The organism is Pseudomonas sp. Pseusp9, assembly GCF_059491265.1.
Genome location: NZ_CP168500.1, coordinates 2103689 through 2116919 on the forward strand (window position 1 = coordinate 2103689; position 13231 = coordinate 2116919).

The 13231-nt window shown below is 61.2% G+C and carries 11 protein-coding genes; 3 read left to right on the forward strand and 8 right to left on the reverse strand.

The window, feature by feature from the left end; all coding sequences use genetic code 11:
- Position 1 precedes the first annotated feature (1 nt).
- The 3 genes from ACEN8E_RS09465 to ACEN8E_RS09475 are packed head-to-tail and all read left to right on the forward strand — an operon-like array spanning position 2 to position 2876.
- The gene (locus ACEN8E_RS09465; protein ID WP_008020693.1) at positions 2-802 is read left to right on the forward strand and encodes a carbohydrate ABC transporter permease; all 801 of its coding nucleotides are present in this window, start codon (positions 2-4) and stop codon (positions 800-802) included.
- A 10-nt stretch (positions 803-812) separates the two neighbouring features.
- Complete coding sequence (locus ACEN8E_RS09470; RefSeq protein WP_057399940.1) at positions 813-1085, forward strand: DUF2160 domain-containing protein; 273 nt, start codon at positions 813-815, stop codon at positions 1083-1085.
- 48 nt (positions 1086-1133) lie between these two features.
- Positions 1134-2876, forward strand: coding sequence for an ABC transporter substrate-binding protein (locus ACEN8E_RS09475; RefSeq protein WP_495592376.1), 1743 nt, complete (start codon positions 1134-1136; stop codon positions 2874-2876).
- 316 nt (positions 2877-3192) lie between these two features.
- Here ACEN8E_RS09475 and nuoN read toward each other — a convergent pair whose 3' ends face one another.
- The 8 genes from nuoN to nuoG are packed head-to-tail and all read right to left on the reverse strand — an operon-like array spanning position 3193 to position 13186.
- Complete coding sequence (gene nuoN, locus ACEN8E_RS09480; protein ID WP_429369099.1) at positions 3193-4656, reverse strand: NADH-quinone oxidoreductase subunit NuoN; 1464 nt, start codon at positions 4654-4656, stop codon at positions 3193-3195.
- Between the two features lie 7 nt (positions 4657-4663).
- Complete coding sequence (nuoM, locus tag ACEN8E_RS09485; RefSeq protein WP_495592377.1) at positions 4664-6196, reverse strand: NADH-quinone oxidoreductase subunit M; 1533 nt, start codon at positions 6194-6196, stop codon at positions 4664-4666.
- 39 nt (positions 6197-6235) lie between these two features.
- Positions 6236-8089 carry an NADH-quinone oxidoreductase subunit L gene (gene nuoL, locus ACEN8E_RS09490; protein ID WP_495592378.1) on the reverse strand — a complete coding sequence of 618 codons (1854 nt, stop codon included), beginning with the start codon at positions 8087-8089 and terminating at the stop codon, positions 6236-6238.
- Positions 8086-8394 (reverse strand): NADH-quinone oxidoreductase subunit NuoK, encoded by a 309-nt coding sequence (nuoK, locus tag ACEN8E_RS09495; protein WP_007946416.1) that lies wholly within the window; start codon positions 8392-8394, stop codon positions 8086-8088. The genes nuoL and nuoK overlap by 4 nt, the downstream gene beginning before the upstream one ends.
- Positions 8395-8396: 2 nt before the next feature.
- Positions 8397-8900, reverse strand: coding sequence for an NADH-quinone oxidoreductase subunit J (nuoJ, locus tag ACEN8E_RS09500; protein WP_096510117.1), 504 nt, complete (start codon positions 8898-8900; stop codon positions 8397-8399).
- Positions 8901-8909: 9 nt separating this feature from the next.
- A complete protein-coding gene (nuoI, locus tag ACEN8E_RS09505; RefSeq protein WP_178132024.1) occupies positions 8910-9455 on the reverse strand; it encodes an NADH-quinone oxidoreductase subunit NuoI in 546 nt (181 codons plus the stop codon).
- 12 nt (positions 9456-9467) lie between these two features.
- The gene (gene nuoH / locus ACEN8E_RS09510; protein WP_429369092.1) at positions 9468-10475 is read right to left on the reverse strand and encodes an NADH-quinone oxidoreductase subunit NuoH; all 1008 of its coding nucleotides are present in this window, start codon (positions 10473-10475) and stop codon (positions 9468-9470) included.
- On the reverse strand, positions 10472-13186 hold the full coding sequence (gene nuoG, locus ACEN8E_RS09515) for an NADH-quinone oxidoreductase subunit NuoG (RefSeq protein WP_495592379.1): 2715 nt from the start codon (positions 13184-13186) through the stop codon (positions 10472-10474). Before nuoG ends, nuoH begins: the two co-directional genes overlap by 4 nt.
- Positions 13187-13231: the final 45 nt, after the last annotated feature.

A 13231-nucleotide genomic window follows, 5' to 3' on the forward strand; every position in this document is an offset into this window, starting at 1 on the left:
CATGAGCAAGAGAAAGCTGATACCACTGCTGCTCTACATCCTGTTCCTGCTGGTGCCCATCTACTGGCTGCTGAACATGTCGTTCAAGAGCAATACCGAAATCCTCGGCGGCCTGACGCTGTTTCCGCAGGATTTCACCTTCCACAACTACAAGGTGATCTTCACCGACCCGAGCTGGTACACCGGCTACCTCAACTCGCTGTACTACGTGAGCCTGAACACGATCATTTCCCTGAGCGTGGCACTGCCGGCGGCCTATGCGTTCTCGCGCTATCGCTTCCTCGGCGACAAGCACCTGTTCTTCTGGCTGCTGACCAACCGCATGGCGCCACCGGCGGTGTTCCTGTTGCCGTTCTTCCAGCTGTATTCATCGATCGGGTTGTTCGACACCCACATCGCCGTAGCCCTGGCCCACTGCCTGTTCAACGTGCCGTTGGCGGTGTGGATTCTCGAAGGTTTCATGTCCGGCGTGCCCAAGGAAATCGACGAAACCGCCTACATCGATGGCTACAGTTTTCCCAAGTTCTTCGTGAAGATCTTCATCCCGCTGATCGGCTCCGGCATCGGCGTCACGGCGTTCTTCTGCTTCATGTTTTCCTGGGTCGAACTGCTGTTGGCGCGCACCCTCACTTCGGTGAACGCCAAACCCATCGCAGCGGTGATGACCCGCACTGTCTCGGCATCCGGTATCGACTGGGGCGTGCTGGCGGCGGCGGGGGTGTTGACCATCCTGCCGGGCATGCTGGTGATCTGGTTTGTTCGCAACCACGTGGCCAAGGGCTTTGCCCTGGGCCGGGTATGAGGAACTGATGATGGAATGGATGAGTTGGACCGTCCCCACGACGGCGTTCTTCGGCGTCATTGCCTTGATCCTGGTGGGCATGACCACCTGGGAGTTGCGTTCGCCGAGTGTACTTCGGCGAGGTTTCCTGCCGATTGCCACCACCCGTGGCGATCGGTTGTTTATCGGTCTTCTCGGCAGCGCCTACCTGCATTTGCTGGTAATCGGCGTCACCGACTGGAGCATCTGGGTCGCTTTCGCGTTGTCCCTGGTGTGGCTGTTGGCTGTGATGCGTTGGGGCTAGTCGAGTCGCTCGGCAATGTTGCTCCGAAATCCCATACAGGAGGTCTCTATGTTCGACAAAAACAATAAGCTGCGACATAGCATTTCATTGGCAGCCATGCTGGCACTCAGTGGGTTGAGCGCAGCGGCCTGGGCCGATGCCTATGAAGACGCTGCGAAGAAATGGATTGGCGGCGAGTTCAAGCCATCCACCCTGACGGCCGATCAGCAACTGGCGGAATTGAAGTGGTTCATCAAGGCCGCCGAACCGTTTCGCGGGATGGACATCAAGGTCGTCTCGGAAACCCTGACCACCCACGAGTACGAGTCCAAGGTACTGGCCAAGGCCTTTACCGAAATCACCGGGATCAAAGTCACCCACGACCTGCTGCAGGAAGGCGACGTGGTGGAAAAACTGCAGACCGTGATGCAGTCGGACAAGAGCATCTATGACGGCTGGGTCAATGACTCGGACCTGATCGGTACGCACTTTCGTTATGGCAAAACCGAAGCGATCACCGACCTGATGGCCAATGAAGGCAAGGACTTCACCTCGCCAACCCTGGACATCAAGGACTTCATCGGCATTTCCTTCACCACCGCACCGGACGGCAAGATCTACCAGTTGCCCGACCAGCAATTCGCCAACCTCTACTGGTTCCGCGCCGACTGGTTCGAGCGGCCGGAGCTGAAGGCGAAGTTCAAGGAAAAGTACGGTTATGAGTTGGGTGTGCCGGTGAACTGGTCGGCCTATGAAGACATCGCCAAATTCTTCAGCGAAGACGTCAAGGAAATCGACGGCAAGCGCGTCTACGGGCACATGGACTACGGCAAGAAAGACCCGTCCCTGGGCTGGCGCTTTACCGATGCCTGGTTCTCCATGGCCGGTGGCGGCGACAAGGGCATTCCCAACGGCCTGCCGGTGGACGAGTGGGGTATTCGGGTCGAGGACTGCCACCCGGTCGGCTCCAGCGTGACCCGTGGCGGCGATACCAACGGCCCGGCGGCGGTCTTTGCCACCACCAAATACGTCGACTGGCTCAAGGCCTATGCACCACCGGAGGCGGCGGGCATGACGTTCTCCGAATCCGGCCCGGTGCCGTCCCAGGGTAACATTGCCCAGCAGATCTTCTGGTACACCGCGTTCACTGCGGACATGACCAAATCGGGTCTGCCTGTGGTGAACAGCGATGGCACACCGAAATGGCGCATGGCGCCATCGCCACGTGGGCCGTACTGGGAGGAGGGCATGAAGCTGGGCTATCAGGACGTGGGCTCCTGGACCTTCATGAAGTCCACGCCTGAGAAGCAGAAACTGGCGGCCTGGCTTTACGCGCAGTTCGTGACCTCGAAAACCGTATCGCTGAAGAAAACCATCGTCGGCCTGACACCGATCCGCGAGTCGGACATCAACTCGCAAGCCATGACCGACCTGGCACCGAAACTCGGTGGCCTGGTGGAGTTCTACCGCAGCCCGGCCCGTGTGCAATGGACCCCGACCGGGACCAACGTGCCGGATTATCCACGTCTGGCCCAACTGTGGTGGAGCCACATCGCCGAAGCCGCCAGCGGCGACAAGACCCCGCAACAGGCACTGGACGGCCTGGCCAAGGATCAGGATGCAATCATGACCCGTCTGGAACGTTCGAAGGCGCAAGCCACCTGCGCACCGAAAATGAACCCCGAGCGCGATGCGCAATACTGGTTCGATCAGCCGGGCGCACCGAAGCCGAAACTGGCGAACGAAAAGCCGAAGGGCGAAACGGTGAGCTACAACGAACTGCTGAAGTCGTGGGCGGATGCGCGTAAATAAACTGCAGGACTGTGAAAGGCGAACGGCACCGTAAGGTGCCGTTTTTGTTGGTGCCTGTTAGACCGCTATCGCGGGCAAGCCCGCACCCACAGTTATTGCGTCAATCACACCAGGTGCATACACCACCAATCCTGTGGGAGCGGGCTTGCCCGCGAAGAGGCCGTCCCAGACACCAGGGCATTCTGTCCGAGCAAATACTCCCAGATCAAAGTTTGCGAATGAGGGGAGGGCAACTGCGATTTTTTGTTGAACCCCCAAACGCAAAAACGGCACCCAAAGGTGCCGTTTCTGTTCACTACCGAGTATCGCTAAGCGATCAACCCGCCAGGCCCGACTGTTGAACCAGGTTCAACAACGGTTGTGGGTACAGGCCGAGGAAGAAAGCCAGTACCGCGATGGCCAGCAGCATCACGCCGCCTGCCTTCTGTTCCCAGTGCAGTTGAGCGTCGACGCGGCGCAGGTTTGGCTCGATCAGGTACAGGGTGACCATCACTCGCAGGTAGTAGAACACGCCGATGGCGCTGCCCAGTACCAGGGAGGCGACCAGCCACCACTGATGCGACTCGACGCCGGTGGCGATGATGTAGAACTTGCCGATGAAGCCCGCGGTGAGCGGGATACCGGCCAGGGACAGCATCATCACGGTCAGCACGGCGGTCAGGTACGGACGGCGCCAGAACAGGCCGCGGTATTCGTACAGGGCGTCTGCGTCACGGCCTTTGTATGGCGAGGACATCAGGGTGATCACGCCGAAGGCGCCGAGGCTGGTGATCACGTAGGTGACCAGGTACACGCCGATGGCTTCCACGGCCAGGCCCTTGCTCGCCACCAGGGCGATCAGCAGGTAACCGAAGTGGGCGATGGACGAGTAACCCAGCAGACGCTTGAGGTTGCTCTGGGTCAGGGCCAGCAGGTTACCGAACAGGATCGACGCGATGGCGATGATGGTCAGCACGTTGCTCAGCACGCCGCTGCTCGCGGCAGGGGAGATCTGGAAAAGACGTACCATCACTGCGAACACAGCCACTTTGGAAGCGGTAGCCAGGAACGCGGCAACCGGCGCCGGGGCACCTTCGTACACGTCTGGAGTCCAGAGGTGGAAGGGTACCAGCGACAGCTTGAACGCCAGGCCGATCAGCATCATGCCCAGGCCCAGTTGTGCCAGCGAGCTTGGCAGGCCGGTAGCCGCCAACGCCTGGCCGATACCGACGAAGCTCAGGGAGCCGGCGTCAGCGTAGAGCAGGGCCATACCGAACAACAGGAACGCAGAACCGGCCGCCGACAGCACCATGTACTTGATACCGGCTTCCAGCGAGCGCTTGTTGAAGAAGGCATAGGCCACCAGACCGTAGACCGGCACCGACAGCAGTTCCAGACCGACGAACAACCCGGCCAGGTGCTGTGCGCTGACCAGCACCAGGCCACCGGCGGCGGCCATCAGGATCAGCAGGTACAGTTCTTCACGGTTGCCCGGGTAACCCGTACCGCCATCGCCGAGGTAGGCGTGGGCGAGGGTGACACAAGCGAGGGTGGCGACCAGGATCAGCGCCATGTACAGGCAAGCGAAGCTATCGATTTGCAGCAGTGGGGTCACAGCCAGTGGCGCGACTTTCAAGGCTGGCAGGATCGACAGCAACGCCAGGTTCAGACCCGCCACCGACAGCAGGAAGGTCTGGGAGTGGTTGCGGCGCCAGGCAATTGCCAGCATCACCACGATGATCGTGGCGCTGGTAATCAACAGCGGCGCTAGCGCGATAAAGTGTTGAGTCGTGAATTCCATAGCGCTCTTACCGGGCCGAAGCGAGTTGAGTGAAGGCGGTGCCGAGCCACTGCTGCACGCCATGCATCGTAGCGGCAGAGGTATCGAGGAACGGTTGCGGGTAGATGCCGATGTAGATCAGCAGCGCTGCCAGACCGACCACCATGATCATTTCGCGACCGTCCATGCCGTGCAGCACCACGTCCGATTTGGCCGGGCCGAAATAGGCGCGGTGGATCATGATCAGCGAGTAGACCGAACCGAACACCAGGCCGGACGTCGCGATGATGGTGACCCACGGGGCAATCGGGAAGGTGCCGATCAGGATCAGGAACTCACCGACGAAGTTACCGGTACTCGGCAGGCCCAGGGACGCGGCTGCGAAGAACAGGCTGAGGGCCGGCAGGTAAGCGATCTTCGACCACAGGCCACCCATCTCGCGCATGTCGCGGGTGTGGGTGCGTTCGTACAGCTGGCCACTCAGGATAAAGAGTGCCGCCGCCGACAGACCGTGCGCCAGCATCTGCATTACCGCACCCTGCAGGGCCAGTTGGCTGCCGGAGTAGATGCCGATCAGTACGAAGCCCATGTGGGAAACGGACGAGAAGGCGATCAGACGCTTGATGTCGGTTTGCGCGAACGCCAGGAAAGCACCGTAGAAAATCCCGATCAGACCCAGGGTCATGGCGAACGGCGCGAACTCGGCCGACGCGTTCGGGAACAGCGGCAGGGCGAAACGCAGCAGGCCGTAGGCAGCAGTCTTCAGCAAGATACCGGCGAGGTCGACGGAACCTGCGGTCGGCGCCTGGGCGTGAGCGTCAGGCAACCAGGAGTGGAACGGCACGACTGGCAACTTCACCGCGAAGGCGATGAAGAAGCCGAGCATCAGGACGTACTCGGTGGTGGCCGACATCTTGGTCTTCAACAGGTCGGCGTAGTTGAAGGTAATCACGCCGGTGTCGTTGAAGTTGACCAGTACCAGGCCCAGGATCGCCACCAGCATGATCAGGCCGGAAGCCTGAGTGAAGATGAAGAACTTGGTCGCCGCGTAGATCCGGGTTTTCTTGCCGTCCGAAGAACTGTGACCCCAGAGCGCGATGAGGAAGTACATCGGCACCAGCATCATTTCCCAGAAGAAGAAGAACATGAACAGGTCGAGGGCGAGGAACACGCCGACGACACCGCCCAGGATCCACATCAGGTTCAGGTGGAAGAAGCCAACGTGACGCTGGATCTCTTTCCACGAGCAGAGTACCGAGAGGACACCCAGCAGGCCGGTCAGCATGATCATCAACAGCGACAGGCCGTCGAGGGCCAGGTGCACGTTGATGCCGAAGCGCTGGATCCAGACGTGCTTGAACTCAAGCGCCCAGGTCGGATCGGCACCCGGTGCCGGTGCAAATGAATAGTCGCCGTTGGCCCACAGCCAGAGGCCGAGGGAGAGCAACAGGGACATGGTGATCAGCGCAATCCAGCGGGGGAGGGTGGCGCCGAAGCGCTCACCCATCCAGCACAGCAGGCCGCCGATGAAGGGGATCAGGATTAGCCAAGGCAGAATCATGACGGGCTCAATTCCTTTCGCAAGTTCGCAAGGTTCATATCAGACCGCTACCAGCACGACGGCGCCGATAACCAGCACGGCACCAGCAGCCATCGAGGCGGCGTACCAACGCAGTTGACCGGTCTCGGTACGGCTCAGGGCGGTGTGACCGCCTTTGGCCATACGCGGGATCAGACCGATGGTCTGGTCCAGCGGGTCTTTGCGCAGGATGTGGCTGATCGCCAGGTATGGCTTGACGAACAGTTTGTCGTAGATCCAGTCGAAGCCCCAGGCGGCGAACCACCAGGCCGACAGGAAACGGCCGATGCCGCTGTTGGCGATGGCGGTGACGAAGCGACGCTTGCCGAGGAACAGCAGCGCGGCCAGCAGGATACCGGACAGGGCGATGGCGCCCGAGGCGATTTCCAGGCTGTGCTTGGCTTCGCCGCCGGCATGGCCGACGCTTTCCGGCAGTACGCCGTGCAGTGGCGGAACGATCATCGCGCCGATGGCAGTGGACAATACGATCAGCACCGACAGTGGCAGCCAGTGGGCGATGCCGTGACCGGCGTGGGCTTCGGTCTTCGCTTCACCGTGGAACGCGATGAAGATCAGGCGGAAGGTGTACAGCGAGGTCATGAACGCGCCGACCAGACCTGCGTAGAGCAGACCGTGGTTGCCGCTGGCGAACGCTTCCCAGAGGATTTCGTCCTTGGAGTAGAAGCCTGCGGTCACCAGTGGCAGGGCCGCCAGGGCCGCGCCGCCGACGATGAAGCTGGCGTAGGCCAGTGGCAGTTTCTTCCACAGACCGCCCATCTTGAAGATGTCCTGCTCGTGGTGGCAGGCAACGATCACCGCACCGGAGGCAAGGAACAACAGGGCCTTGAAGAACGCGTGGGTCATCAGGTGGAAGATCGCGCCATCCCAGGCACCGACGCCCAGGGCCAGGAACATGTAGCCGATCTGGCTCATGGTCGAGTAGGCGAGGATACGCTTGATGTCGGTCTGCACCAGGGCGGCGAAACCGGCCAGGACCAGGGTCACGCCACCGACGATGCCTACAAGGTGCAGGATTTCCGGCGCCAGGGTGAACAGGCCGTGGGTACGGGCGATCAGGTAGACACCTGCGGTCACCATGGTTGCGGCGTGGATCAGTGCCGAAACCGGGGTAGGACCGGCCATCGCGTCCGCCAGCCAGGTTTGCAGCGGCAGTTGCGCGGATTTACCGACAGCACCGCCCAGCAGCATCAGGGTGGCCAGGACCATCCAGATATTGCCCGCCTGGAACTTCTGCGGTGCCAGCACCAGCAGTTCCTGAACGTTCAGCGTGCCCAGTTGGGCAAACAGGATGAACAGGCCGATGGCCATGAACACGTCGCCGATACGGGTCACGATGAAGGCCTTGAGTGCCGCGTTACCGTTGTTGCGGTTGCTGTAGTAGAAACCGATCAACAGGTACGAGCACAGGCCCACGCCTTCCCAACCGAAGTACAGGAACAACAGGTTATCGCCCAGCACCAGGAACAGCATGCTGGCGATAAACAGGTTGGTGTAGGCGAAGAAACGCGAGTAGCCGTCTTCACCGCGCATGTACCAGGACGCGAACAGGTGGATCAGGAAGCCGACGCCGACCACCACACCCAGCATGGTCAGGGACAGGCCATCCAGGTACAGCGCAAAGTTCGGCGTGAAGCCTTCCACCGCCATCCACTGCCACAACACCTGGGTGTAGTGACCGCCTTCCGGTGGCGCGACGTTGAATTGCCAGATCACGTAAGCCGCGACGATGGCAGACAGGCCGACGGAGCCGACACCGATCAGCGCCGACAGGTTTTCCGAGAGGCGGCCGCGCGAGAACGACAGCAGCAGGAAACCGATGAGAGGGAACACGAAAGTCAGAAAGAGTAGGTTCATCCGCGCATCTCACTGGCAGCGTCGATATCGAGCGTGTGGAAGCGGCGATACAGTTGCAGCAGGATCGCCAGGCCGATACTGGCCTCGGCGGCTGCCAGGCTGATCACCAGGATGAACATGATCTGTCCATCCGGCTGCGCCCAGCGGCTACCGGCAACGATGAACGCCAAGGCGGAGGCATTCATCATGACCTCCAGGCTCATCAGCACGAAGAGGATGTTGCGGCGGACCATCAGGCCGACCAGACCGAGGCAGAACAGGATGCCGGCAACCGCCAGACCATGCTCCATAGGGATAGCAGGCATCGTCATTGCTCCTTGGCTTCGTTACGGCCCAGATGGAACGCCGTGACGGCTGCGGCAAGCAGCAGCATCGAGGCGAGTTCGACCACCAGCAGGTAAGGACCGAACAGGCTGATGCCCACGGCCTTGGCGTCTACGGTGGTGTGGCCGACGGCCTGGCCGGTCTGGTGGGAGAACAGCACATACAGCAGCTCCACCAGCAGCAAGGCGGCGAGGGCGACCGGGCCGCCCCAGATACCGGGCTTGAGCCAGACGCGCTCTTGCTGAACCGAGGCCGGGCCCAGGTTCAGCATCATCACCACGAACACGAACAGCACCATGATGGCGCCAGCGTAGGCGATCACTTCCAGGACACCGGCAAACGGTGCGCCGAGGGCGAAGAACGTCATCGCCACGGCGATCAGCGAGATGATCAGGTAGAGCAGGGCGTGCACGGGGTTGGTGTTGGTGATCACGCGAAGCGTGGACACCACCGCGATACCCGATGCGAAATAGAAAGCGAATTCCATCTTTCTTCCTTAAGGCAGCAAGCTCTTCACGTTGATCGGTTCGGCTTCATTCTGCGCGGAGCCTTTCGGCTTACCGGCAATCGCCATACCTGCAACACGATAGAAGTTGTAATCAGGGTTTTTGCCGGGGCCGGAGATCAGCAGATCTTCTTTCTCGTAAACCAGGTCCTGACGTTTGAACTCGGCCATTTCGAAATCCGGCGTCAACTGGATCGCGGTGGTCGGGCAGGCTTCCTCGCAGAGGCCGCAGAAAATGCAGCGCGAGAAGTTGATGCGGAAGAAGTCCGGGTACCAGCGACCGTCTTCGGTTTCAGCTTTCTGCAGCGAGATGCAACCGACCGGGCACGCCACGGCACACAGGTTGCAGGCTACGCAGCGCTCTTCACCGTCGGGGTCGCGGGTCAGGACGATACGTCCACGGTAGCGCGGCGGCAGGTAGACCGGTTCTTCCGGGTACTGCAGCGTGTCGCGCTTGCGGAAGGCGTGGCCGAAGATCATCACCAGGCTGCGAAGCTGGGTGTAGAGGCCATGCACGATGTCAAATATGTACTTCATGATTCTCTATCCTCACTGAGCCGCGACGGCGGGCGTGTTGAGCAACACGATCGCAGCGGTCACCAGCATGTTGACGAGGGTCAGCGGCAGGCAGAACTTCCAGCTGAAATCCATCACTTGGTCATACCGTGGGCGCGGAATCGAGGCGCGCAGCAGGATGAAGAACATGATGAAAAACGCGGTTTTCAGTGCGAACCAGATGAACGGGATCTGCGGCAGGATGCCGAACGGGCCGTGCCAGCCACCGAAGAACAGGGTCACCAGCAGCGCCGAAATCAGTACGATACCGATGTACTCACCGACGAAGAACATGCCCCATTTCATGCCGGCGTATTCAATGTGGTAACCGTCGGCCAGTTCCTGTTCCGCTTCCGGCTGGTCGAACGGGTGACGGTGAGTCACGGCGACGCCAGCGATGAAGAAGGTCAGGAAACCGAAGATCTGCGGAATGATGAACCACATGTTCTGCGCCTGGTATTCAACGATGTCACGCATGTTGAACGAGCCGACCTGGATCACGATGCCCATCAGCGACAGGCCCATGAACACTTCGTACGACACGGTTTGTGCCGAGGCCCGCAAGCTGCCCAGCAGGGCGAACTTGTTGTTGCTCGACCAGCCGGCGAACAGCACCGCGTAGACCGACAGCCCGGCCATGGCGAAGAAGAACAGGATGCCGATGTTGATATCCGCCACACCCCAGGTCGGGGTGATCGGGATGATCGCGAAGGCAATCAGCAGGGCGCTCATGGCCACGACCGGTGCCAGGGTGAAGATCACCTTGTCGGCGAACGGCGGCGTCCAGTCTTCCTTGAAGAACATCTTGATCATGTCGGCAGCGATCTGGAACGCACCGAACGGACCCACGCGGTTCGGGCCGTAACGGTCCTGCCAGAGGGCGAGCAAACGACGCTCGACCCAGCTGAGCAGGGCGCCGCAGACCACCACGGCGAGCAGGATCACCACGGCCTTGAGGACCGCGATGATGATGTCGATCACTTCAGGAGTGAACCAGGTCATTGAGCTGCCTCCTGCAGACCGTCAACGGATTTGCCAAAGATTGCCGGTGGAATGCCGGCGATGCCCGCAGGCAGTGCCACAAGGCCAGCGCCCAGCTCTTCATTGATGCGCAGCGGCAGACGCAGGGTCTGGCCGGCCACGTTGAAGCTCAACATGGCACCGTCGTTGACGCCCAGGCGGTCGGCTTCGGACTTGGCCAGTGCGACGTAGGCAGCTGGAATGCGTTCCTGAACCGGAGCGGCTTTCGAAGAGTTCTCTTCGCTGCCGAACAGGTGGAAGAACGGCACGACCTGCCAGGTGCCCTGGGCCGGGTTGAATGCACGTGGAACACTGGCGAACCAGTTCAGCGAATCACCGCTGCTTTCGATCAGGCGGGTGCCCGGGTCGCCAGCGCGGATGTGACCACCGACTTCGTCCTGGAACTTGTTCCAGGCTTGCGGCGAGTTCCAGCCCGGAGACCAGGCGAATGGCACTTGCTGACGCGGTTCGGCCGAGCCCGAGTAACCTTCCATCGAGAAGGCGAACGCGGTGTCCTTGTCCTGCGGGGTACGCGGTTCGTGCACGCTGATGTCGGCGCGCATGGCCGTACGACCGGAGTAACGCAGCGGTTCACGGGCCAGTTTCATGCCCTTGATGCGGAACGCGGCGGACGGTGCGGCATCGACAATGCGGTTCAGGATCGATGTGCTGGAAGCGACGGCGGCGGTGGCGTGGTCCAGTTGGGTCCAGTCGATTGGCTGGTTCAACAGGGTCGCGCGCAGGGCATGCAGCCAGCGCCAGCCTTCGTGAACCAGGATGCTCGCATCCATGTACTTTGGATCGAAGACCTGGAAGAAGCGCTGGGCGCGGCCTTCCTGGCTGACCAGGGTACCGTCGCCTTCAGCGAAGCTGGCGGCCGGCAGGACCAGGTGCGCGCGATCGCTGGTGGCGGTCTTCTGATGGTCGGCGACGATCACCACTTTCGCGGCGGTCAGGGCCGCATCAACCTTGGCCTTGTCGGTACGGGTGTACAGATCGTTTTCCAGCACGACGATGGCGTCGGCACGACCGTCGATCACCGCTTGCAGCGCGGCGTCGACCGATTCGCCACCGAGCATGGCCAGGCCGAGGCTGTTGGCCTCCGGCACGATCAGGCTGATGGAACCGTTCTTCTCGCGCAGCTTCAGGGCTTTGGCAATGTTGGCAGCAGCCTCGATCAGCGCTTTGGAGCCCAGGGAAGTACCGGCGATGATCAGTGGGCGCTTGGCCGCGAGCAGGGCGTCGGCAATGCGCTTGGCCAGCTCGAGGGCTTCGGCGTCCAGGCCTTCGACGGCCGGAGCGCTGGCGTCGAGGGCGTGAGCCACGGCGAAACCGATACGCGCCAGGTCGTCGGGAGCGGCATGTACACACTCTTCGGCGATGTCGTCGAGCTTGGTTTCAGCCAGGCTGGCGATGAACAGCGGGTTCAGTGCGTGCTGGCCGATGTTCTTCACCGCGGCGTCGAGCCATGGCTGGACGCGCATGGCGTCGGCCATGTCTTCGGCCTTGCCTTTGACCGACTGACGCAGGGCCAGGGCCATGCGTGCAGCAGTCTGGGTCAGGTCTTCACCGAGGACGAACACGGCGTCGTGGTCCTCGATGTCGCGCATGTTCGGCACAGGCAGCGGACTGTCCTTGAGCACTTGCAGGACCAGGCGAATGCGCTCCAGTTCGGAGGCTTCGATGCCGGAGTAGAAGTGCTCGGCACCGACCAGTTCGCGCAACGCGTAGTTGCTTTCGAGGCTGGCGCGTGGCGAACCGATACCGACGATGTTGCGGCCGCGCAGCAGGTCGGCGGCTTTATCCAGCGCTTCGTCGAGGCTCAGCTTGGCACCGTTGGCCAGCAGCGGCTGACGCGGACGGTCGGTGCGGTTGACGTAGCCATAACCGAAACGGCCACGGTCGCACAGGAAGTATTGGTTCACCGAACCGTTGTAACGGTTTTCGATGCGACGCAGTTCGCCGTAACGCTCGCCCGGGGAGATGTTGCAGCCGCTGGAGCAGCCATGGCAGATGCTCGGCGAGAACTGCATGTCCCACTTGCGGTTGTAGCGTTCGGAGTGAGTCTTGTCGGTGAACACACCGGTCGGGCAGACCTCGGTGAGGTTGCCGGAGAACTCGCTTTCCAGCACGCCATCTTCAACGCGACCGAAGTACACGTTGTCGTGGGCGCCGAACACACCGAGGTCGGTGCCACCGGCGTAGTCTTTATAGAAGCGCACGCAACGGTAGCAAGCGATGCAGCGGTTCATTTCGTGGGAAATGAACGGGCCCAGTTGCTGGTTCTGGTGAGTGCGCTTGGTGAAGCGGTAACGGCGCTCGTTGTGGCCGGTCATTACCGTCATGTCTTGCAGGTGGCAGTGACCGCCTTCTTCACAGACCGGGCAGTCGTGAGGGTGGTTGGTCATCAGCCATTCGACAACACTGGCGCGGAACGCCTTGGACTCTTCATCGTCGATGGAGATCCAGGTGTTGTCGGTGGCAGGGGTCATGCAGGACATCACGATACGACCACGGGTGTCGTTCTCGTCGGTGTACTGCTTGACCGCGCACTGGCGGCAAGCGCCAACGCTGCCCAAGGCAGGGTGCCAGCAGAAATACGGAATATCGAGGCCCAGAGACAGACATGCCTGTAACAGGTTGTCTGCCCCATCGACTTCGAGCGCTTTGCCGTCTACGTGGATAGTGGCCATGGTTCAAAGTTCTTCGTTGGCCCGGTGTCAGCGGGCGTGGCTAAT